This is a genomic window from Agaribacter marinus (assembly GCF_030160655.1).
Lineage (GTDB): Bacteria > Pseudomonadota > Gammaproteobacteria > Enterobacterales > Alteromonadaceae > Glaciecola > Glaciecola marina.
In genome coordinates this window covers 691,233-715,528 of the sequence record NZ_BSOT01000006.1, presented here as the reverse complement: position 1 = coordinate 715,528, position 24,296 = coordinate 691,233, and the positions used below count along the sequence as shown (strand labels likewise).

Below are 24,296 nucleotides of genomic sequence, written 5' to 3'. Positions count from 1 at the left end.
TGTATATGACACAAATATTTTACATACTCGCTTTGCTTGGCAGGTAACTTATTCAGGCGCGACAAAGTTCAATGGGTAAATCTCCTTACTATAGGTGTTACCATCACTGGCAGTAAAGGTAACACGCAACAGGTAAAAATGACCTTCAGGCAAGTCTGAAGTGGGTATAATATCTTTTGTAGAAAACGTTTTTTGACTCTTACCTGACTCAGAATAGAGCGCTTCATCATCTACCAATACAGTATCCTTTTGCGGGACCCACTTGCTCTTAAATTGACGCAACCAAAACCGTATTCCACCTTCGTCAGCCCAGATAACTTGTTGATTAGTGCCCGCGGTATACTCAACTTCAACAGATATATCTTCGCCTATTGTTAATGCTGATTTCGCGAGTATATCCTCATTTAAAATATTTATGTACGGCGCCTGCGCTAGCGGTTTTTTCTTATTCATAAGATCTATTTGATGGCCTTCAGATACAGGTAAAGTTGATACAACTCTGTTTACCGGCAGTTCTGTAAATACAAATTTTTCACCATTTCTCCACGTAACTTCAACCTTGTCAATTAACTCCACTTCACCTACACCGAAATGGACAATATTGAGTAAGCTTTGCGAAAATATCTCGCCAGCAGAACCGACTCGCTTACGAAGCGTTTTATCGTTAAAAAACAACTCAACAACAGCGCCAATCGGATCAATAGACGCTTTTGGAGAGCTACCTACGCGGATGTTGAGATAATTTGCTTTTTCAGTACCTTCATTAGTATATAAATACCACTCTCCGCCTTCGGAGCCATTTAACAAATCAATATCGCCATCTAGGTCAAAATCAAATGCTTGCCCCATATCACCATTGCCTGGGCCACCAACGTGATTTGCCCCGTGCATCGTCAATGTTTCAAAATTACCCTGACCAGTATTTAGCAGCATATAATCTGAAATACGGCTAGCAATATCCCCCCAACGATACACAAAAAGGTCCTGATGGCCGTCGTTGTTAAAGTCACCTCTAGTAACACCTGTTGAGTGACTTCCTGATGGCAAGTCCCAATCACTTGAAACGTCTAAAAATATACCGTTATCATTCATCAACAAGACATCTTGTGTTAATCGATTTTCTGGCTCGAAGGCTGTTTTTACGTGATTTACGCCTGTCAATGTAAAATGAAAACTCCAGAAAATATTGTCATTCCTGACAAGTTCAGCTTTCCATTGGTTGCCGCCACGGTAGCCAAAATAGATTCCGTTTTCCTTTCTATCTTCAGGCCAACCTTCCGCGTTTGAAGGAATAAGGACAATATTCTCCCTAGGCGTAATTTTAATGACTTTCTTTTGTGCACCTAAAAAAATAGGATAGTCTTCACCCCTAAAGCCACCTCTGGATAAAAAACTATAGTTAGAAAGCTCAAGTTTACTGTCGGCTTTAAACGTGAATGCATCTCTACCTTTTAGTCCTTTCGGCTTTATTGATAACTGTTTTGCAAAGGGGTCAAAATCTACAGCGGTCGAAGGTTTCGTCCACCCTACTGTTTTCTTGCCGATGGCTAAATACAAGTCGAGGTCACCGTCATTGTCAATATCTATATCGGCGATGGCATTGATTGCGCGGTTGGATAGTAGAGAAGAAGGGAAGTTTGCATTGATATTTGTATAAGTAAAATCACCGTTACCAAGCCAAACAGACAATGGAGCATATAAAATAATATCGTCAATTTGATCATTATTTAAATCGGTAACCAAAACACGAGAAGGATGCTCATTTTCAATACCGTTGACTGTTGTCAATTCAAACTTGCCAGCACCATTGTTCCGATAGAAGAAATGCTGAGGCTTAGTTTTTACTAAACCTTCCTCGTTGAATAGCAATAAATCCAAATCACCGTCAGTATCCATGTCCAACCAACGTGCGCCTCTTCCACGTCCACCTTTGTGTATTCCGACGTCACCCGTGTAGCGTATAAAGTTGCTTTTGTCATTTAAGTAGAAATTTGCTTTGGAAGGATTTTTACCATTCCCTCCCCCTTGTGTAACCACCAAGTCGAGATCACCGTCATTGTCGTAATCACCCAAGGCAGTACCGTGTAAATCATGCATAAACCATCGAGCGAGGTTTTTGTTGTGTTTAGTGACCGAACCATCACCATTGTTCCAATACAACTTACTGCTTTCGGCATTGTGGTTGTTAACAATAAAATCGTAGTCACCGTCGTTATCTATATCAGCAATACTTGGCCCACCATATTTAATGGATGAGACTTTATCGAGGCCCGCTTGCGCGCTAGTATCGCTAAACTTAGGGAGAGTGATAGATGTTATATCGTCAAAGAGTACATTATGCAATTCAAGTGTTGCATTGTGTGCACGAATAGACAACGCATGTTGCCCTATAGTGTCAAAGGAAATTAATGCACTGACTTCAAATGCGCCAAGCGTCGCAATATGAAGCTTATCGATGAGTAAACGACCATTTGAAAAGACACTAATCGAAGCATATTCACCCCTGTTAAATCCGGTGAATGTTACTTTCTTGGTTTTAGAGCCTTCGACCTCAATATGCAAATAAGCCTCTGTGTCATATGGCACTTTCAGTGGAAGACTAAATGGCTTGCTTGCACAAGCAAAAAGTAAAAGACTGCTGCAAAAGGCAAATAAAAAACGGTAAGCTGTTGTAAATAAAACATTTTTTATATTAGCGACATAAACCACGTTCATTCCTACTTCATACAAGCGGCAGAAGCAGCCACTCTATTTCACAATGCACGATATTGTATATATAAAAAAATAAATTCATATGAAAATTTAAGTAATAAAAATTATTGATTCTTTTGTGTCATTTAAGCATCTTCAACACATATACAAAGAAATATTTTTGGAGTATTAAGCTTATGATTCAATGTTCAAAAAAGCGAATAGACCTATCTACAATTTTGTTTACCGCAGTATTTTTCTTGTTTTCTTGCAGCCAAGAAAGCAAGCCAGTAGATAACATCAATGTCCTCATCAGTGACTTTGAAGAGCTAAGTATTTTAAACGATATCGATGTGCTCAATGCCAACATTTCAGTAGTTAAATCTACCTTGGGAAACAAAAGTCTACATATTCAGTTTTCAACTGAGCACACTAATTCAGGCATCACGATAAAACCCGAAAAGCCTTGGAATACCGAGAATCTGGGCGACAACGCATTTATGTTCGATGTGAAAAATCCCAGTGACGAGCCCGTAATGCTTACCGTCGCGATTACGAATGCAAACGGTCAATCTCAACGCCGTACTATCGGTATTGATAAAAATGAAGTAACCGGATTGTATTTTGAACTCAAGGGTTTCGAGTTGAATGTTAATCGTGGTCTTTATGATACACCTCCAACATTTGACACTACCTCTAGAAAAATGCCTATTCGAGGTAGTAAGTTAACCCTTGACTTCAATGAAATTCACGCAATTAAAATTTATACCGAGAAACAAATTCGCCGTACAGAAGTCATAATTGATAACTTGCGCATTGAGACAACGCCACCTGCCAACAAAGCCTACCTAGCAAACGTTATGGATAAGTTTGGCCAACGAGCCGATATGGCGTTTGATTTAAAAGTAAGCTCTGAGGAAGAGCTTAAAGCTTATGCTGACAAAGAGTTAGCACAATTAAATGCTTTCGAAGGTTGGTCGAATCGCAGTAAATTTGGTGGTTGGAAAAATGGGCCTCGCCTTGATGCAACAGGTTACTTCCGCGTTGAAAAAGTAGAGAACACATGGAGCCTTATTGACCCTGAAGGCTATTTATACTTCTCAAGTGGCATTGCTAACGCGCGTATGTCAAATACCTCGACATTCACTGGTATTGATTACAAGGACGACTCTGTGCGATATATCGATCCAAATGACGTCACACCAGAAGACTCTCAAGGCATTAGTGGGAACTATAGAGAAGCTCAAAAAACAAGTTTCATAGCAAATCAACAACGACGAGAAATGTTTGAATGGTTGCCCGAATATAACCATCCATTAGCAAATCATTACGGCTACCGCCGCAAGGCTCATTTGGGCCCCATGCCACATGGTGAAGTTTTCAGTTTTTATCAAGCAAACCTAGAACGTCGTTACGGTGAATCCTCGCCAGATTCGTACTTAAATGATTGGCATGACGTTACGCTGAAACGCATGAATAACTGGGGTTTTACATCATTTGGGAATTGGACAGATCCAATGTTCTATAACAATAAAAAAATGCCTTACTTCGCAAATGGATGGATTATTGGAGAGTTTAAAACACTTAGTTCCGGCTTTGATATATGGGGTGAAATGCCAGATGTATTCGATCCCGAATTTACTCGAAGAGCTAAAATAACAGCGCAAGTCATATCGGATGAAATCCAAAGCAGTCCTTGGTGCGTGGGCATTTTCATTGATAACGAAATGAGTTGGGGAGGCCCTGCACCTTATGTTCGTCGCTATGGCATCGTATTGGACGCATTATCACGAAGCAGCCAAGATAGTCCGACAAAAGCAGTATTTGTAGAAATGTTAAAAGACAAATATCAAGACATCAATTTGCTAAACGCCAAATGGAATAAAAACTTGTCATCATGGCAACAACTAAGCGAAGGTGTTGACTATAAAAACGACGAAACATTTAGTGAGGCCCTCTTAGCTGATGTCTCGTGGTTATTAACAACTTATGCGGAAAAGTATTTTGAAGTTGTAAACAATGCTGTAAAAGAGTTTATGCCAAACCACATGTATATGGGAAATCGATTTACTACTTGGGGAACTGCACCCGAGGCCCATTACGCGGCAAAGAAATATGCCGATGTCGTCAGTTTTAATTATTATGGCGAAGGCATCGATAATATGACCTTTGGGTTTCTAAAAAACTTAGATGCGCCAGTTATCATTGGCGAATATCACATCGGAGCCAGTGATGTAGGTCACCCCAACCCTGGAAAAATTCTTGCCGCCAACCAAAAAGTGCGTGCAGATATGTTTAAACACTATTTAAACTCAGCAATTGATAACCCATATATCGTCGGCGCACATTGGTTTCAATACATAGACTCCCCCTTAACTGGGAGAGCGCATGATGGCGAGAACTATAACGTAGGTTTTGTCACAATGACGGATATCCCATTTCCGTACATGGTAAACGCTGCAAAAGAAGTGCATTCAAATATGTATCTACGCCGCTTTACTGAAGAAAAGAAGTAGCATGAATGACCTGTTTTCAAGCGCGTAGTTAATATAAGGTGAAAAATCTCAAAACCCTTCGAGTACTAGCTTACCAATAGCACAGCCAGACTCCAACATTTGGTGAGCTTTACGTAGGTTTTTCGCGTTAATAAGGCCCAAATGTTGGCCAAGGGTAGTACGTATTTTACCTTGGTCTATTAAGGCTGACACTTGATTTAACAGATGATGCTGCTGAATCATGCTATCCGTCTTAAACATAGAATGTGTGTACATGAATTCCCAATGCAAAGAAATACTTTTCGATTTTAGGCTATTGATAGGGATGGTATCTGGATCGTCAATTAATCCTAACTTACCGAACGGCGCCAATATGTCGACAAACTGTTCAAAATAGCTATCTGTGGCATTTAAACTTGCAACATGTGTAACGGCATCAATACCAAGCGCACCCAATTGAGACTTCAACGGTTTTGTATGGTCAATCACATGATCAACACCCAACTTTTCTAGCCATACTTTTGATTCGTCTCTTGATGCTGTGCCAATAACAGTAGCCGCTATTAAGGTTTTTGCTAGCTGCACAAGTATGGAGCCAACCCCTCCTGCAGCGCCAGTTACTAACAATATGTCTTTTGTTGTCTCTTTGTTTTGTTGTAGCGCTAAACGATCAAATAATAATTCCCAAGCCGTGATTGCAGTTAAGGGAATCGCTGCCGCTTCAGCATTTGAAATCGTAACAGGTTTCTTGCCGACAATACGTTCGTCCACTAAGTGATATTCAGCGTTAGTGCCTTGTCGAGTTAAATCACCCGCGTAAAATACCTGCTCACCCACTGAAAATAAACTAACGTCCTCGCCAACTGCCACAACTTCACCCACTGCATCCCAACCAAGTATTTTATGTTGTCCATTTTCAGGTTGAGCTCTCATTCGCACTTTGCAATCTACCGGGTTTACCGCGATGGCAGCAATTTTAACCAATAAATCTCTTCCACTTGCCGTGGGTTTGGGTGACTCGATATCCATTAAAGCATTATGTTCTTCAATTGCAAGAGACTCTATATATCCAATGGCTTTCATACGCTGCTCCGATATGACTGTTAAATTGACTTCGTCAATTTTTTATAAATCTGTACGTAATTGACTTTAAGGCTATTGTTAATTTTCCACGCCTTTTTGAAAGGATTGTAATTCATTCCTTTTTCTTCGATTAACTGAAGTCGACTTAGAGAAGCCCAGCTATTTAACTCCAACGGCGTAACAAAAAGCCCCCAGCTATGCGTACCAGCTGGCAAATATCGCATGATATATTCGGCACCGACAATCCCAAAGAAAAAAGACTGAATCGTACGATTCAAAGTAGCAAGCACGACGATGCCATTCGGCTTAGTCAATTTTGCGCAGTCTTTAACAAGGCCTTTTTGGTCTGATACATGCTCGATAACCTCAGCATTTATGACCACGTCAAATAATTCATTTGCTGCGATCAATTCTCGCGCAAGGACATTTCGATAATCGATTTCAAGCCCCGACTTTATTGCGTGTCTTTTGGCGACTTGAACACTCACTTCACTTGCATCAATACCAATGACCGTCGCGCCACGTTTAGCGAGGGCTTCACTCACCAGTCCACCGCCGCATCCCAAATCAAGAATACGTAAATCAGCTAAGCAATCTTGCACGTCTGAGCGCCTACCAAAATGTTGTGCAATGTTATCGATGAAGTAGCCTACTCTGGCTTCATTAAAGGCCAGCGCCATTTTATATTCGCCGTTTGGATCCCACCAATGCTCCGCCATCTTGTCGAAGCGAGCAATTTCCTCAGCTGATACTGTTGTGTCTTTTAATTTACCACTTTGATCAGACTTTTTAATCTCATTTTTGTCTAACATCGTACACCTTATGATTTCTTTTTTTGTTACGAGTTTATTGAATACCCTATGGCTAACGAAACGAATGTTTACGGCAAACCTTTGCAACTATGTTGCGGAAATACTGGATTCACTCGAGAAGGCTTTTGTTACGTACCTACTGGTGACACCGGCAACCATAGCATCTGTGCCATTATGACAGATGAGTTTTTAGCCCATTCAAAATCAGTTGGCAATGACTTGATATCTCCTAACCCGATGTATGGGTTTAATGGACTAAACGCTGGCGATCGCTGGTGTCTTTGCGCAATACGTTGGAAACAAGCATTATCAGTTGGTGCAGCTCCATTTGTTATTTTGGACGCCACTAACAGCAAATCCTTAGAAATAGTATCTCTCAGTGACCTAGAAACATATCGCTATATTGCGTGAATCAAGGCAAATAGCATTTGCTTTATTCGGGCTTGTTGTTTCTTTCCCACTCTTCATATTTGCGTTTTGCAATCGCGTCGATAATATCTTTGTTTTCAGCGACCCAATATTGCTCCATGATACGCACATTTCTTTGGTTAGCCTTGAAGAATAAATCGATAATGTCGCCCACGATTGGAATAAAACCTAAACCATAATCTATCACCGCATTACGGATCATTTTATGCATCAAAGGTTTTGGTAGATTCATCTTTTTCCCTAAGTAAACAATCCTTAACGAAGCCAATAACATTAAGGTATCGCCGACTCCGGGAATTAAGCCAATTAAAAAATCGAGGCCGACTTTAATGCCTACAAAAGGTATTCTGACCGCTGTATCTAAGAGATTTGCAAGCGCCTGTGCGTTTAGCAACTCATCGGGCGCTCTAAAACTTTCGTCAGGAAAAGCGTCTGATGACGTTGTGCTCAGCGTTGAAGAGCTAGTTCGCCCACTTGATAAGCCGTTTTCAATTTTACTATCTGCTAGCGTTTCAGCATTGTCATTGACATGCTTTTCGTCAATGCCTTGTTTGTCACTCACTTTTTCGCCCCTAATTGCTTGGCAAGCGATTCTCTACGTGTATTTTGGTGTCCAAGCCCATCATCCGCAGAACACCAGTCATCTATGTTTTGTTTGATAAGTGTGGTCAACATATCCAAATGACTAGTATCACTATTTAAGGCGGCAATATACTCGTAACGCTCACCGCCTGATGCCATAAAGTAATCTCTATTTTCGACACCAATTTCTTCAATAGTTTCTAAACAATCTGAAGAAAATCCAGGACAAACCATTTGCACACTCTTTACGCCCTCTTCGGGCAACTGCTTTAGAGTTTCGTCAGTATAAGGTGTTAACCATTCTTCTCTACCAAAACGAGATTGAAAACATGTCATGTATTCGTCTTCAGATATGCCCAACTTTTCTGCCACTAAGCGAGTAGTTTTATAACATTGACAGTGATAAGGGTCTCCATTCATTAAGTAACGTTTTGGAATGCCATGATAAGAAAATATCAACCTGTCGGCTTTTCCATTAGTTTGCCAGTGCCTTTCAATTTTTTCAGCGACACATGCAATATAGTCGTCGTAGTCATGATACTGATTCAAAAAACGTAGCTCTGGTAACCAACGGCGTTGCGTAAAATCGTTCGCAACTGCATCGAACGTAGAACCAGAAGTAGATGCGCAATATTGTGGATACAATGGCAGGACGAACAGCTTTCGTACGCCCTGATTCAGTAAGCGATCGATTGCACTTTCGATAGACGGCTGTCCGTAACGCATCGCATACTCGACAAGTACTTTATTACCATAGGCTGCATGAATACGTTCAGTAATGCCCTTTGCTTGCGCTTTGGTGTGTGTCAGTAGTGGTGAACCCTCTTCTGTCCAAACAGTACTGTAAGCATGCGCCGAGCGTTTTGGGCGAATATTCAAAATAACACCGTTCAATACAAACCACCAAATCAGCTTGGGCACTTCAACCACACGAGGATCAGACAGAAACTGTTTTAAATACGGACGTAACGCCTGCTTCGTAGGGGCATCTGGCGTACCTAAATTGGTGACTAATACGCCTATTTTGTCAGCTTGTTCGTGGGTAAAACTTTCTTGTGAACGATACTTCATCTTTGTCCAGTCATTATATTTTTATGTAGATACGAATCAACGGTGCTCACAAGACCATAAGCACCGACAAAAATGTTTTGGCTTAAGCAACATAATACGTTTCTGCTCCCGGACCAACTGGCATACCAAACAAGAATACCCATAAGTAGAACAGAATAGTCCAACCAACAATAAATACCATACTGTAAGGCAGCATCGTCGCTATTAAGGTGCCCATCCCAATATCTTTTTTATACCTCGCGGCGATTGCCAAAATTAATCCAAAATAACTCATCATAGGAGAAATCACATTCGTCACTGAATCACCAATTCGATAGGCTGCTTGAATGGTTTCAGGTGCATAACCGATTAACATCAACATCGGGACAAAAATAGGAGCCGTGACCGCCCACTGCGCCGATGCACTGCCAAGCGATAAGTTGACGATTCCGCACATAATAATAAATAGCATAAATACTTCAGGGCCATCCAAGCCGGTAGCTTGTAAAAATGCGGCTCCTTTTACAGCAAGCACAGTACCAAGATTCGTCCATTTAAAGAACGCAACAAACTGTGCTGCGAAAAATACGAGCGTAATATATAACCCCATGGAGCTCATGCTTTTCGCCATGGCGTCTATAACATCCCGATCGTTTTTCATGGTGCCGGCTACTCGACCATACACAAAGCCAGGAATCGCAAACGTGATGAAAATAAACGCGACGATGCCTTTTAAAAATGGGCTACCGGTCACTTTTCCGGTATCGGGGTTTCTCAATATACCGTTTTCAGGCACGATGGTTAAAGCAAGAATCGCGCATACGACAACGAACGACACACCAGCCCATTTCATCGCTTTAATCTCTTGTTTAGACGGAAACACCATCGTTTGTTTGCCAAGGTCAATTGACGCTTCAGCAGGGTCATATGTGCCAAGTCTTGGCTCGACAACCTTTGCCGTGACGACGGCGCCCATAATTGCCACGGCAAACGTACTAATTGCCATAAAATACCAATTCATTTCAGGGCCAACGACATACTCGGAATCCAACATGCGAGCAGCGTCCTGCGTAATCCCAGAAAGCAACGGATCCACAGTACCAATAAATAAATTAGCACTATATCCAGCAGACACGCCTGCAAATGCAGCGGCTAGACCAGCTAAAGGATGCCTTCCCAGCGAATGAAAGATCATTGCTGCAAGCGGAACCAGCACGACATACCCCAATTCAGACGCGGTATTAGAGATAACACCCGCGAACACAATCACCACAGTCACACCTGTTTTAGAGGCATTCATTACCATTGCGCGCATCATCGTGCTCAATAGACCAGAATGCTCAGCAACAGACACTCCCAGCAATGCGACTAAGACAGTACCTAAAGGCGCAAACCCCGTAAAATTTGTCACTAGGCCTGTAACAATTCGTTGTAAACCTTCAGCGTTGAGTAAGGATACAACCTCAATAATACCGTCTGCGGATCTGCCTTTTGCACCTTCTGGTCGCGGATCAAGGACAGACACATCGAAATACCCTAAAATACCACTTAGGACAACAATGAATAGGGCTAACGACGCAAAGAGTGTTATTGGGTGAGGAAGCAAATTCCCCAACCATTCGACGGTGGATAGGAATTTTGAGAACCATCCTGAATTCTCTATCTGTGCATTTTTTTCTGTGTTTGATACCGAGTCTTTAGACAAACCTAAGTTTCCTAGCTCTTGTTATTATTGAATTTATACTAACGAAATTTGAATATCTTTTCATAAATAATTGAGTAAGCAGTACGAATTGTATACATTGTGAGAATCAACTTGCGTTTTAACGCGGCGTTTCGAATTCAAGGATTGTATTATGACGACAAAGGTAACCTCAGCAAAGGCGTCAAATGATGCCTTAGGCGACTTAGAACAATTAAGGATGATTGTATTTGGTGCAGCTAAACAAGAACTCGATGAAAAGATCGATGCGTTAAATCAGCGACTCAGTGACGAAATGCAACAAATACAAACCCAGATATCTTTGCAGTTTTCTGACATGCAAAAAAATATTGCTGAAAATCAACAGATACTACTTAGCAAGTTAAACGACACTGACAACACGCAAGACACAAATCAACAAAAACTCATTGAAATTACAGAGCGTCTTAACAGCCAAATTGAAATGGCAGAGAATGCTGGCCGAGATGAAGCAAAAAATTTGCATGCAAGAATGGACAACGAAGTAAATGCATTGCAAGCAGATTTAGCCGATGCAGTTGAGCGATTGATGACAAAACTAGACGCGGTGTCTAAGGATTTAACTAGCTCTAAAACGGACCGAAAAACACTCGCGCAACTGCTGGCGAATGTTGCAACTAACCTTGACGCAGACGAATAGTTACCGTAAAAAATGTCTGATATTCAAACCCGAGCGAAAGAAGATTTAGAGAAACTTCGCAAGGTATTACTTCAAGAACCACTTACCAAGCAACAAGCTGAAATGCAGCGTAACGCGCGGCAGATGGTAAAAGACGTCGTTTCAGAGGCTATTAACGATAGGGAAAAGCAAGACAACAGCGTATCACAGGTCCTGTTGCCAGTCGTCGAGCACTCCATTCAAAAATCCTTCAAACAGCAACGAAAAGAATTAATTGATTATATATTTCCGTTAGTCGGGGATTTAGTCAGGAAATACGTAGCCGCTAGCTTACGAGAATTCATCGAAAAAACGAACGATATAATCGAAAGCTCTTTGTCTTTTCGTGGACTTAAATGGCGTTATCAAGCATGGCGCTCAGGCATGTCCTACGCAAAATATGTGATCGCACAGACCCACATATATAAAATCCATCAAGTGTTACTTATTCATAAAGAAACAGGCATCTTGTTGCATTCGGCATCCGCCAATAGCGTCGATAATGAAAACTCAGAACTAATATCTTCAATGCTAACGGCAATAAACGATTTTGTCGCTGATTCTTTCTCGACGCATAGCGGAGGAAGTGAGCAGGAATTAGCGGAGATAAAAACTAAGGAGTTTTCCTTATATTTAAAACAAGGGCCGTCTGCTCTCCTAGTCGCCTCAGTAACAGGCACAATTTCTCCTTCAGCAAAACATCAATTGCAAACGAGCCTAGAATATATTCACAAGATGTACGTTGATGAACTCCATAAATTTAATGGTGACACAAGCACATTTAGCGTAGTCGAAAGTACACTTCAAGCATGCCTACTCGAGGAACAAAAGAGTTCTCAACAAAAAAACACCTGGCTTGCAATTATATTGCTTGGCGCCGCGGGGTTGTTCCTTGGGTGGCTATCTTTTTTATATTGGCAAGCATCAAATATCGTAACTACTTTTGAAAATGGGCTTACTGGCCAAAACGGCATTACTCTGACACATGCGGAGATATCAGACATTCGTAATGTCGAAGTAACAGTCATGCGAGATCCTTCCGCAATATCCATCGAGGACTGGATGGGCAATCAGTCGATTGATAAAAACCGTGTAAAGGTTAACGAGATTTCCGTCATTTCTCTAAGCAATGATGTTGTAACTCAAAAGATAAATGATGTGCTTCGCCAATTCCCGCAGATCATGTATGCCAAAGGACGATTATCCATTCAACATGGGATGGAAAGCCAACTCCACACAGGCGATGTAATTTTACTTGAATCAATGCTAAGAAACATTCCTGGAGTAGACAGTGATAAATTGCTCGGTGACATATCTCACATACAAAATATTGCATCGACTAACTCGATAGATACCAATGCAATACAGCACTTGTTAGGTAAATTAATAGGTGAAATTTCAAATATCCGTATTGAATTCGCGGTAAACCAAAGTGACATACCTCAATTTGAAGCTGAAAAAATCAAAATCATTAGTGAAAAATTCAATAAAATTCAAATTGTTGCTGAACAATTGAACAAAAAGGCGCTATTATTGGTATTGGGTACTAGTGATACCCAAGGCACACAAGATAGAAATCAGATGCTCAGCATTGAGCGGGCGGAGAATGTTAAAAATAGACTCGTACAGCACGGAGTAAACGCGTCATTTTTACAGACGGTAGCGATAGGACAAGTTGAAACAAATGGACTAAACTCAAATGCTAGAAAAGCGATTTTCGCAATAATGTATTAGCGAAATGTCGACCGACTCAATAGGTTTATTGTGCCGAAAAGTGCATAGTAAGGATTAAAAATCTGATAAATCAATCCATGCTGACTCTACCAGTATGAACGTGTGTAAATAATATATGTTGCAAAAAAAAATATGCATCCTAGGCCCCAGCGGCGTGGGTAAAACAAGCTTAATCAAGCAATTTGTTGAGGGAATATTTTCAGAAAAATATTTAACCTCAATCGGCGTCAAAGTAGATAAGAAGATAGTCAGTGGCGGCTATACACCGGTTCAACTGCTGTTATGGGATCTTGAAGGTGTGGACCGATACACGGGATTTAACCCTAGATACTTACGAGGTTGCTCAGGCATAATATTTGTGGCAGATACCAGCCGTTTTGCCTCAATCCCCGAAGTCATGGAGCTACACGATTTAGCCAGCGAGCATACTGATGCCCCTTCGATTCTCGCCATTAATAAGAGTGATTTAGCCCCTTCTATCAATTGGTGTGAAGATACTGTCAGTAAGCATACCGCTTGTTTCAAAAAAACATTTAGAACGAGTGCAAAGACAGGTAGTCAAGTAAATGCCATGTTCGAGGCCATGAGCCAAATCGTCACTATGGAGTAATCATGCACGCATCGTTAATCCAAACACTAGGACTCATTAACTGCGCTGTTTTCCAGCGACAAGAAGACCAACGTTTCACTTTGTTGGAAGGCAATCATGATTGGCTAAAGCCTCTATTTGAATACGAAATAACCGTCGATACATACACCTTGGAAGATAAATCAATTTTCTTAGATGATTTTATGATTGATGCTGTAGATTTTTGGGAAAACTCCAAGGCTAAAAAAAGCTGCAATGACAACCAAATAAAAAGCGGAATATGGACTGAAATTACCGATGGTGGCGAATTATATCTAGAAGCAATCGCCGCCATTATTGATAGACAACAGATACTCGTCATTAACAATGTTGCAGAGTATTACAGTCAGCAAAAAGAAACATTGCAAATTGCACGTGAATTGCTCATCTCGAATGACGAAATCGTTGAACGTCACGATTATTTGAGCGAGAGAATTCGCTCCATATTGATAGAAACTGCTCAGTCAGGTTTGGGGCTGCCTCTTCATCAAGCCATAAAACATGCGGATATTGGCGTTATCATTACTAACGAAAACGTTGAATCGCTTGAAATTAATCCAGCCGCTAGAGATATTTTTGATTGCTCGAAAAGCAAATCAGAAAAAAATATATTGGTAATCATTGAGTCATTGATAAAACGGCAACATCACAATACAAGCGAAATATTCAATCACCCCAACCCTTGGTCTGGTGAGCTGTATTGGCATGCGCCACCTACACCACAAAAATGGCTAAAATTGAACATAAACCCCGTATTTAATGACGTCGGTAAAGTGAGTTATTGGATTTTTACGATTAGTGATATCACTCGCATAAAATATTTATTGCAAACCAATGAAGATTTAGCATTGCATGATCCACTCACTGGTTTACCAAACAGACAATACTTTTGGCAAGAACTACAAAAACAAATAAAGAAACGGCAAGCTGTTACCTTATTAAGCATAGATATCGTGAACTTTCGAAGCGTTAACGAATTATATGGCTATCTTGATGGTGATGAGCTGCTTAATCAAATGGTAAAACGTACGTCCGCGATATTAACAAATGGCGATTTTATGACGCGTGTTGGTGCAGATGAGTTCATGATTTTACGTCGAAGACCAAAAGGAAGTAACGAAAACGAATATGAGCAAAGTATTTTGCGACTTTCTGATGAAATAGTGTCGATGAGTAAACAGGCCTTATTCACCAAAAGCGACCGAAAATGTGTATTGCCGGTCAAAATTGGCGTTTCACATTTCCCATTAAACGCAATCAATGCTGAAGAATTAATAAGTTGCGCCGATTTAGCCTTAGCAAGTGCTAAAAAATCGATGTCCAAGGATATCGTGGTATACAGCGAAAAATTGAAACAAGCTTCCCAACGGCGCCTTTTTCTTGAAAATGCCTTAAAAAACGCGATAGAGCAGAATCAGCTGGAAGTATTCTTGCAGCCAATTTTTGACATTGAGTCCAAAGAGGTAATCAAAGCAGAAGCCTTGCTGCGGTGGCATCTAAATGGTGAAACAATTTCGCCTGTCGAATTTATTCCAATAGCAGAACGCAGCGACCTTATAAATACCATTGGCCGCTGGGTCTTTGCCACTGTCTGTGACATTCAAGTACGCCTATCAGAGCAGGGCGTTAAACTACCTATAACCGTAAATTTTTCGCCTAAACAAATATATGACTTACATTTAATCAATTTCTTTCGACATCAAATCGAAGAGCACCATATTGACCCAGATCTGCTAGAGCTTGAAGTAACAGAAGGCGTGTTAATCAACAACTACAATAAAGTGAAGTTATTTCTAGAAGAAATTAAGGATACGGGTATTCATATATCAGTTGACGACTTTGGTACCGGCTATTGTTCATTGTCTTACTTAAAACATCTTCCCATTGATACCTTAAAAATAGACCGTTCGTTTATTGAAGATATTGATGATAACGAAGATGATAGAGCGATAGTAAATGCCATTATTGCCATGGCGCATAGCTTAAATTTATCTGTCATTGCTGAAGGAGTTGAAACACAAGCTCAGCAACAGTATTTAATTGACCACAAATGCCATATCGCGCAAGGGTTTATGTATGGTCGCCCTATGCCTGTCACTGATTTTATTGCAAACATACAAAATAACAATCAACACCAAGGTAAGCATTAAAAGGCACGTAGTACCTAAGCCTCATCGTAACAGAGACAAACGTGAAAACAACAAAACCAATCCGTATGGATTGGTTTTGATAGATTTGACTTATTACTTAGACAATTTTTAAGCAAACGTGTTAGGCCGTTAGCGGTTTCCAGAACTTTGATTCATGTACTTAAAGAAGTCACTATCAGGCTCAATAACCAATATATCAGCTTTACTGTTGAAGCTTTGACGATAAGCGTCCATGCTTCTCAAGAAGCTATAAAACTCAGGGCTTTTGTTGTAAGTATTCGCGTAAATCTCGGCAGCGAGTGCGTCCCCTTCACCACGAAGTTGACGTGCATTACGCTCGGCATCGGCAAGCATAATCGTCACTTTTGCATCAATGTTAGCACGGATAATTTCGCCCTGTTCTTGACCTTTAGAACGATATTCTCTTGCTGCCGCAGCCCGTTCAGCACGCATACGATCGAATATTGAATTACTGATTTCAACCGGCAAATTAATTTGTTTTACTCGTACATCAATTATCTCAACACCGAGTTCGTCTGAACTGTCAGCAGCTTGAGTTAATGCGTCATCCATTAATTCACTGCGCTCACCAGAAACTATTTGCTGAATGGTACGAGTACCAAATTCTGAACGAAGTCCATTGGTAACCTTTTGTTTTAACAAGGTTTCAGCTTGTAAAATATTACCACCAGTAGAAAGATAGTAACGAGAAAAATCCGTGATCCGCCATTTGACGTACGAATCTACAATCAAATCCTCTTTTTCACTGGTAACAAACCGATCAGCACGTTCATCAAGCGTTTGAATACGTGCATCTAAACGTTGAACTCGCGCAAAAAATGGAATCTTAGTATGCAGACCAGGGTCATAAACAACTGGGACTTCCGAGTTATCCATTTTTACTTTACCAAAGGTAATAACGATTGCTCGCGTGCCCTCTGCGACGACAAATAATGAGTTATAGCCAAGCACTAATAACAACGCAACGGCAATGCCTAATAATGGTTTCATTGTCTAGTTTCTCCCTTGTCTTGAAGAGTTGCTACGCGAGGAGTCTTGACGAGTATTCGTGCCCAAACCATTAGTTAATCCCTGAAACTGATTAGGATCTAAGCGCACAGGGTTAGTCGCCGCTTGTCCTTGTTGCTGAATAATTTTATCCAAAGGCAAATACATCATATTACCGCCACCTTCAGTATCCACCATCACTTTACTGGTATTGCTAAATACTTGTTCCATCGTTTCTAGGTATATACGCTGACGAGTAACCTCAGGTGCAGCGGCATATTGTGGCAATAATGCTTCAAAACGTGCAACTTCACCTTGCGCTTCTAAAATGACACGTTCTTTATATGCTTGTGCTTCTTCGTTCATTCTGTTGACCACACCACGGGCTTCTGGCTCTCGAGCCTTTGAGTATGCTTCAGCTTCACGAATAAAACGCTCTTGGTCTTCCTGAGCAGCAATTGCGTCATCAAATGCAGCGCGTACTTCTTCAGGTGGACGAGCATTTGTGAAGTTCAAATCAATAATCGACACACCCATAGCATATGGGTCAACAATGCCTTGAAGCTCTTCTAGCACTCTGGCTCGAATTACTTCTCTTCCACCCGTTAAGATATCGTCCATTTTAGAATGGCCAATCACATAACGAATTGCACTATCAAAAGCCTGACTGAGACTTTTTTCAGGATCTACTACCGCAAAAACCCACTGTTGAGCATTGATAACACGATACTGAACTTCCATTTCCACACCAACCATATTCTCATCTTCTGTCAACATCGCGCCTCTAGAAGGTAAAGAATTGATTTCTTGCATATTGACGGGTAATACTTGGTCAATAAACGTGAACTTCCACTGTAAACCCGGATCAGCTAAACCATTATACTCGCCAAACCTCAGTAATACGCCGCGCTCTGCTTCTTTTATCGTATAAAAACCACTTAAACCATAAATAACAAGCGCAACGATTGCAGCAAAGCCAAGACCTTTTCCAGTTAAGCCATTGGATGAACCATCACTTCCGCCTTTTCCACCTTTGCCGAATTTTCCGAAAATATTTTTCAAAACATCGTCTAAATCTGGTGGACCTTGATCTTTACCACCCTTGTTTTTCCATGGGTCGTTATTGTTGTTATTACCGCCAGGCTCATTCCAAGCCATAAGTACACACTCCAAAATTACTCTAACTAATTATTATACTAGAACAAATCGCGAATAGTTTTACCCATCGACGAATAAAAATGTAAGAAAATTTACATCTTGCCTAAATCGACAATTATTTTCGATTAATGAACGACGTATTTACTTAATCTATGCTCAACTTTTTTATCCATACGGTGCCAATCAGACGAGGGCATTTGTACATTTACCAACCAATCTCCATCGTCCGAATATTTTTGCTCCAAAATACAATTCATTTGATAGAGCATACCACGTATCTTCCCATCACCGGCTGGGATACAAAGTTGATGATTAACCATCGACTCCCGTAAACATTCAGTAAGGGCATTTCTTAATAAATCAATCCCTAAACCTTGTTGAGCCGACACCCAAACGCGAATTGGTCGACCATCTTGGTCTCTATCGATTTTCGGAACAACCGATTCTAAGCGATCAATCTTATTGCAAATAATCAATTGAGGCACTTCATCAGCATCAATTTCATCAAGTACTTCGTTTACTTGGTCGATGTTATCTTTGTATTGTGCGTCAGAATAATCGACGACATGCAATAATAGGTCTGCTTCCTGTGTTTCTTGTAGCGTCGCCTTAAAAGCGGCAACCAAATCATGCGGTAAATGCCTAATGAATCCTACGGTATCAGCCAATATCGCTGAACCTACTTCACTCAACTCAATTTTTCTAAGGGTTGGGTCAAGCGTTGCAAATAATTGATCTGCTGCATATACGCCCGCTTCTGTAATTGTATTGAACAACGTAGATTTACCCGCGTTGGTATACCCTACAAGTGAAACCGTAGGGATTTCAGCACGCTGACGAGAGCGACGTCCTTGCTCACGTTGTTTTTGTACACGTTCTAAGCGCTTTAAGATTGATTTAATACGCCCTCGTAGTAGGCGTCTATCCGTTTCTAACTGAGTTTCACCCGGACCTCGTAAACCAATACCACCTTTTTGACGCTCTAGGTGAGTCCAGCCTCGAATCAAACGCGTCGATATGTGTTTTAGTTGCGCGAGCTCAACTTGCAATTTGCCTTCGTGGGTTCTTGCTCTCTGCGCAAAAATATCCAGTATTAGACTCGTTCTGTCTAACACTCGACATTTCACCAACGCTTCTATATTTCGTTCTTGAGAAGGTGATAAGGCGTGGTTGAAAATAACTACGTTGGCATCTAACGCTTTTACTGTATCGGCTATTTCTTCAGCTTTACCGCTGCCAACAAAGTATTTAGCATGAGGGGCATTTCTTTTTGCGGTTATAACACCTAGCTGGTTTACGCCCGCAGACGAAACCAGCATCTGTAATTCTTGAAGATCTTCTTTGTTTTGTTCGTCAGAAAAGTCTACGTGAACAAGAACGGCATTTTCACCAGCATCAAAACGATCAAACAAACATAAACTCCGGAATTAGTCTTGGCTACCGTCGTTGTCGTTATGATTTGTTGGCATAGTAATAGCGCGCGACGGAACAACCGTAGATATAGCGTGCTTATATACCATTTGACTGACGGTATTTTTAAGTAATACAACGAATTGGTCAAATGACTCAACCTGACCTTGCAGTTTGATACCATTTACCAGATAAATTGAAACAGGAATGCGCTCTTTTCTCAGTGCGTTTAAAAATGGGTCTTGTAAAGACTGACCTTTTGCCATCCTATGTCCTTATTTATTATTATGTTTTGATTACCCATGTGTCAGATAAGTGTACACCATATTTATTTGTTTATGCACCCAATTTTTGCAAAACTTGCGTCAAATTTGATTCATCGTCAGTATTCAGTGCATTTATGTTCTGCCATGATCGTAACCATGTAATTTGCCGTTTGGCCAATTGTCGAGTAGCAATAATGCCAAGCTGACGCATCTCATCGTAAGAGTATTCGCCCTTTAAGTGCTGATAGACTTGACGATATCCTACACTACGCATTGAGGGTAGATCTAGGTGCAAACTATATTTATCGACCAAGCGCCTTACTTCGTCGACAAAACCATTGTTTAACATCAAGTCAAATCGCTGTTCAATTCTAGCATGCAATGTATTTCGCGCATCTGGCATAATACTAAATTGAGTAAATTGACATCTGGCTTGGGGCGTCTTCTTTGACTGCCAATAGGTAAGTGTTTTACCCGTGGAAATATACACTTCCAATGCCCTTGACGTACGTTGTAAATCGTTTGGGTGAACTCTATTCCCAGTCACCTCATCTACATCGGCTAACATACGGTGAACAGATGCTAAGCCCTTTTCCTCAATCAAGGATTTTACTTGCTCTCTCACTTTTGTTTCTGTTGCCGGCACCTCAGAAATACCGTTAATGAGGGCATTGAAATACATCATCGTTCCACCGGCTAAAATGGGCAACTTTCCCCGAGCAGTTATATCATCAATCGCGGCAAGTGCGTCTCTCCTGAAATCAGCGACGGAATAAGACTGCTCAGGATTTCGTATGTCTAATAACCAATGCTTAACACCATCCATTTCCAGTGTATCCGGTTTGGCTGTGCCAATATTCATATCTTGGTATATGAGCGCAGAATCAACACTAATGACTTCACCGTTTGTCAATTTTGCCGCGTTAATCGCCAGAGACGTTTTCCCCGATGCAGTAGGACCCATGATACAAAGTACTTGAGGGTATTCTTTGTCTAAACGCTCGTTCTCTGCAATATCAGTCACTTTAACGTATGACATTACTTAACCTTCAGCATTTAATACTTTAGCATTTAATAATAGAGACGACATATTCAGTTCACGACCAATGTCATACGCCATATTGTGTAGATTGAGTTGAGCGTCATTCACCAATTGAAACACGGCCTCCGTATTCATCGGCACACACTTTACGTAGTTTATCGCTAAACTGTCAAAGAAACTCAGCGTTTCATCATCACTCGCATCTTGGTTTTTTGAAACTATAGACACTAATATACTAGACACAAGTGGCGCAAACATTTTGGCCCAAGGTAACTGTCTAAAAAACGCTGGCACTTGTTTAAGAGTTACTTTGTTTACATTTGCCGTGAGCGTAAAACCGTATTGAGCAAAAAGTTGAATTACTCGGTCGATCTCAGATTTGTCGCTATGTAAATCAGCATGCTGGACTGACACAGGCATTAGTAGAGGTTGTTGCACAATATCCTCAGGCTCAATGAACTTGTATTTCAGAAATGCAGAAACAATACCATCAATGGGTATTGCAAAAAGTTTTGTTGCTGAGCCTCTATTAGTAGTTGATGCAGTAGCAGATACGTCGGCGGCAATATTTATCAATAAGTGCTCATTGAACAACAAGCATTCAAGGCTATCTGCCGTTGGTGAAGCACTTTGTGCTTGGTTGCATCTACTAGCTGAAGTCATCAAGGACTGATAGTTTCGTCCGGCTTCGGTTATCGCAGCATTCGCACTGTTGTTACTAAAACCTTCTTTGTATAAACCTGACGCTCCGCTACGCTTGTTCACGCCACTACTTAGACCAGGGCCTTGTGGCGATATAGTTTGGATAGGACGAACATAATCACGCACCTGCGTGGCTTGTTCGTCTATGCTGGTACTATTCTGCTGATTGGGTGGCCGCTCGGTGTCGTCAGTTCTCGGTTGTACCATCGCTGCTTTTTCAGGTGAAAAATATTCGTGCGTGCTGTTTTTCGACTCAGTTTTTGCACCCGACAAAACCACCTCAGAAATTGCTTTAAAAATGGCGTCGTGCACTTTTCTTCCTTGGCGAAATCTAACTTCATGCTTGGCTGGATGTACATTTACATCGAGCTCATCTGGCGGAATATGCAAAAAAATGACAAACCCAGAGTACTTAGCATCTGGCAGCATACCTTCATACGCTTGACGAATAGCGTGCATTAACAAACGGTCTTTCATCATTCGATTATTAATAAAGAGATACTGTTGCTCATTATTATCAAATCCAACACCGACCTTACTCACCCACCCCGTGATAACAAGTTCTTCGTACGCATAATTTACTTCGGCCATTTCATGCACAAACGCAGGCTTACATACCTGTTCAATGCGCTTCAGCGTTGTTGCTGCAGGAAACTTCAATATTTTTTTATTATTGTGTGTCAATTCAAACGCGACGTTGGCGTGCCCTAAAGCTATTCGCTTTATAACGTGTTCAATGTGTTGAAATTCTGTCTTTGCCGCGCGTAAAAAACGTCGACGAGCAGGTGTATTATAAAAGAGGTCGACGACATCAACTGACGTACCATTAGGATGTGCTGCTGGCGTGACTTCAACGTCCATATCACGCCCTTCAGCTTTTGCTTGCCACGCTTCATCTTGTGTTACTGGTTTAGACGTCAGTAGACACCGACTAACAGAACTGATACTTGCTAATGCTTCGCCACGAAATCCCATGCTAACAATAGCATCTAAGTCATCTAAGCCGTATATTTTGCTTGTTGCATGTCGGCTAAGCGCTAAACGAAGTTCATCTTTGGCAATCCCCCTACCATTATCACGAATACAAATACGCTTGTGCCCGCCCTGCTCAATCTCAACATGAATAGATGTGGCGCCAGCGTCTATACTGTTTTCCACTAGCTCTTTCACGACAGATGCTGGACGCTCAACCACTTCACCCGCAGCTATTTGGTTTGCTAATTGCGGCGGTAAAACTCGTATCGTTGGTTTTGCTAGGGTATCGGCGCTCATGAACTAGGGATCTTCAAAACCTGTCCGATTCGCACAACGTCCGAGGTCAATTTGTTTTCATTCTTGAGCTGGCGAACCGTTACGCCGTATTGTTGGGCTAACAAAGACAATGACTCACCACTTGAAACTCTATGTTCTTGTGGTTCATCGACTTTCCATTCGGCCCATAATGTACCGTCGGGCGGCGTTTTCTTAAAATACGCCTTTATTGCATTAAAGACCGCTAATGCTAAGCGTTCTCGATGTTTGGACCAATTGAGGTTTTTTTCTTCTACAGGATTAGAGATAAACCCTACTTCAACCAAAATAGAGGGTGTTTCTGGTGTGGTTAACACGGCTAAACTTGCACTTTGAGGAGTACGTTTATGCATTTTAGTGATGCCTTTCATTTCTCGGATCACTTTGTTGCTCAACTCATAACTTGATGCACGAGACAAGTCCATCGACATGTTAAAAATAGTTTCGGCAAAATAACGTTCTGTATCACGGTCTTCAATCACGTCAGCCGCAGCACCTAACAATGCGGAGCTCCGCTCTGTTTGTTCCAACAATCGCCCAAGTTCACTGTCGGCCCGCCCCTTTGATAACACCCAAACCGACGCGCCACGCGGCTGCGGTGTAGTAAATGCATCGGCGTGAATAGAAACAAGTAAGTCCGCCTGCTCTCTAGCAGCGATTTTTGGCCTTTCATTAGGTGATATATAAAAGTCGCTATTCCGGGTCATCACGCCTTTAATACCTGGCTCATTCTCAATCAAACGCGCTAGCATCTTTGATATGCTTAAGGTTATGTTTTTCTCATAAGTACCCGTTGGCCCGATAGAACCAGGATCAGTGCCGCCATGTCCGGGGTCAATAACCACAATAATGTTCTTGTCTCTATTTGGCCCTGTCGAATTTACGAGTACAGGCACTGGATTAGGGTCGACTAACTCAATCACTAAACGGTCAGGAAAGTCAGCGTTTTTCGCTACCGAGAACAATTTGATCTGGGCTTTACTGGCTAATTCGATGACTAAACGGGTATCGTTCGGGCTTTTCGGTTTACTATGCCGAATTTTATCGACAAGATTACCCTTTAAACGTAAATCAGTAAAAGAGAAGTTGTTGTCGACATTTTGCAAATCAACAACCAAACGCTGCGGATTCTTTAATGTGAAATACGTAAACTTGGGTGCAGACTCTAACTCAAGTACAAGACGGCTTGTATCGGCTGCAAACGAAAATCGGGCATCTTTTATTTCGCCAGCAGTTACGCTTGATGCAATCGCAAGAGAAATTGTAAACAAAGCAAAAAAGGTTTGTGCAGTGCGCCACAGACATGAGCAATACGGTTTGCCACTTTCAACGTTTTTGATGCCACTTTTGATATAAAAATTATTCAT

19 protein-coding genes are annotated in these 24,296 nt (G+C 41.3%); 6 read left to right on the top strand and 13 right to left on the bottom strand.

Annotated elements, in window-relative coordinates; genetic code table 11:
- Positions 1-48 precede the first annotated feature (48 nt).
- Entirely contained in the window at positions 49-2,715 is a 2,667-nt protein-coding gene (locus QQK00_RS13875; RefSeq protein WP_284218178.1) for a CRTAC1 family protein, read from the bottom strand.
- Between the two features lie 173 nt (positions 2,716-2,888).
- On the opposite strand from QQK00_RS13875, the gene QQK00_RS13870 reads away from it, so the two are divergent.
- On the top strand, positions 2,889-5,207 hold the full coding sequence (locus tag QQK00_RS13870; RefSeq protein ID WP_284218177.1) for an agarase: 2,319 nt from the start codon (positions 2,889-2,891) through the stop codon (positions 5,205-5,207).
- 48 nt (positions 5,208-5,255) lie between these two features.
- Here QQK00_RS13870 and QQK00_RS13865 read toward each other — a convergent pair whose 3' ends face one another.
- Both QQK00_RS13865 and ubiG read right to left on the bottom strand, forming a co-directional pair.
- A complete protein-coding gene (locus QQK00_RS13865; RefSeq protein WP_284218176.1) occupies positions 5,256-6,269 on the bottom strand; it encodes a zinc-binding alcohol dehydrogenase family protein in 1,014 nt (337 codons plus the stop codon).
- 20 nt (positions 6,270-6,289) lie between these two features.
- A complete protein-coding gene (ubiG, locus tag QQK00_RS13860; RefSeq protein WP_284218175.1) occupies positions 6,290-7,081 on the bottom strand; it encodes a bifunctional 2-polyprenyl-6-hydroxyphenol methylase/3-demethylubiquinol 3-O-methyltransferase UbiG in 792 nt (263 codons plus the stop codon).
- Positions 7,082-7,129: 48 nt separating this feature from the next.
- Here ubiG and QQK00_RS13855 point away from each other — a divergent pair, with 48 nt between their 5' ends.
- Positions 7,130-7,492, top strand: a complete 363-nt coding sequence (locus tag QQK00_RS13855) for a DUF2237 family protein (RefSeq protein ID WP_284218173.1) — start codon at positions 7,130-7,132, stop codon at positions 7,490-7,492.
- A gap of 22 nt (positions 7,493-7,514) precedes the next feature.
- Here QQK00_RS13855 and QQK00_RS13850 read toward each other — a convergent pair whose 3' ends face one another.
- From QQK00_RS13850 to QQK00_RS13840, 3 genes are all read right to left on the bottom strand, one after another.
- The gene (locus QQK00_RS13850) at positions 7,515-8,072 is read right to left on the bottom strand and encodes a DUF4112 domain-containing protein (RefSeq protein ID WP_348521157.1); all 558 of its coding nucleotides are present in this window, start codon (positions 8,070-8,072) and stop codon (positions 7,515-7,517) included.
- On the bottom strand, positions 8,069-9,163 hold the full coding sequence (hemH, locus tag QQK00_RS13845; RefSeq protein WP_284218172.1) for a ferrochelatase: 1,095 nt from the start codon (positions 9,161-9,163) through the stop codon (positions 8,069-8,071). The genes QQK00_RS13850 and hemH overlap by 4 nt, the downstream gene beginning before the upstream one ends.
- Positions 9,164-9,245: 82 nt before the next feature.
- The gene (locus QQK00_RS13840; RefSeq protein WP_284218171.1) at positions 9,246-10,847 is read right to left on the bottom strand and encodes an AbgT family transporter; all 1,602 of its coding nucleotides are present in this window, start codon (positions 10,845-10,847) and stop codon (positions 9,246-9,248) included.
- 151 nt (positions 10,848-10,998) lie between these two features.
- Here QQK00_RS13840 and QQK00_RS13835 point away from each other — a divergent pair, with 151 nt between their 5' ends.
- From QQK00_RS13835 to QQK00_RS13820, 4 genes are all read left to right on the top strand, one after another.
- Entirely contained in the window at positions 10,999-11,523 is a 525-nt protein-coding gene (locus QQK00_RS13835) for a hypothetical protein (RefSeq protein WP_284218170.1), read from the top strand.
- 12 nt (positions 11,524-11,535) lie between these two features.
- The gene (locus tag QQK00_RS13830; RefSeq protein WP_284218169.1) at positions 11,536-13,275 is read left to right on the top strand and encodes an OmpA family protein; all 1,740 of its coding nucleotides are present in this window, start codon (positions 11,536-11,538) and stop codon (positions 13,273-13,275) included.
- A 115-nt stretch (positions 13,276-13,390) separates the two neighbouring features.
- Positions 13,391-13,885 (top strand): Rab family GTPase, encoded by a 495-nt coding sequence (locus QQK00_RS13825; RefSeq protein WP_284218168.1) that lies wholly within the window; start codon positions 13,391-13,393, stop codon positions 13,883-13,885.
- A gap of 2 nt (positions 13,886-13,887) precedes the next feature.
- Positions 13,888-16,053, top strand: coding sequence for an EAL domain-containing protein (locus QQK00_RS13820; RefSeq protein ID WP_284218167.1), 2,166 nt, complete (start codon positions 13,888-13,890; stop codon positions 16,051-16,053).
- Between the two features lie 129 nt (positions 16,054-16,182).
- On the opposite strand, the gene hflC is transcribed toward QQK00_RS13820, so the two are convergent.
- From hflC to QQK00_RS13785, 7 genes are all read right to left on the bottom strand, one after another.
- The gene (gene hflC / locus QQK00_RS13815; protein ID WP_284218166.1) at positions 16,183-17,064 is read right to left on the bottom strand and encodes a protease modulator HflC; all 882 of its coding nucleotides are present in this window, start codon (positions 17,062-17,064) and stop codon (positions 16,183-16,185) included.
- Positions 17,065-17,067: 3 nt separating this feature from the next.
- Entirely contained in the window at positions 17,068-18,219 is a 1,152-nt protein-coding gene (hflK, locus tag QQK00_RS13810) for an FtsH protease activity modulator HflK (protein ID WP_284218165.1), read from the bottom strand.
- Between the two features lie 125 nt (positions 18,220-18,344).
- Positions 18,345-19,631 (bottom strand): ribosome rescue GTPase HflX, encoded by a 1,287-nt coding sequence (gene hflX / locus QQK00_RS13805; protein WP_284218164.1) that lies wholly within the window; start codon positions 19,629-19,631, stop codon positions 18,345-18,347.
- 15 nt (positions 19,632-19,646) lie between these two features.
- Positions 19,647-19,895, bottom strand: a complete 249-nt coding sequence (gene hfq / locus QQK00_RS13800) for an RNA chaperone Hfq (RefSeq protein ID WP_284218163.1) — start codon at positions 19,893-19,895, stop codon at positions 19,647-19,649.
- Between the two features lie 70 nt (positions 19,896-19,965).
- On the bottom strand, positions 19,966-20,934 hold the full coding sequence (gene miaA, locus QQK00_RS13795) for a tRNA (adenosine(37)-N6)-dimethylallyltransferase MiaA (protein WP_284218162.1): 969 nt from the start codon (positions 20,932-20,934) through the stop codon (positions 19,966-19,968).
- A 3-nt stretch (positions 20,935-20,937) separates the two neighbouring features.
- Complete coding sequence (gene mutL, locus QQK00_RS13790; RefSeq protein ID WP_284218161.1) at positions 20,938-22,911, bottom strand: DNA mismatch repair endonuclease MutL; 1,974 nt, start codon at positions 22,909-22,911, stop codon at positions 20,938-20,940.
- A complete protein-coding gene (locus tag QQK00_RS13785; protein ID WP_284218160.1) occupies positions 22,908-24,296 on the bottom strand; it encodes an N-acetylmuramoyl-L-alanine amidase in 1,389 nt (462 codons plus the stop codon). The genes mutL and QQK00_RS13785 overlap by 4 nt, the downstream gene beginning before the upstream one ends.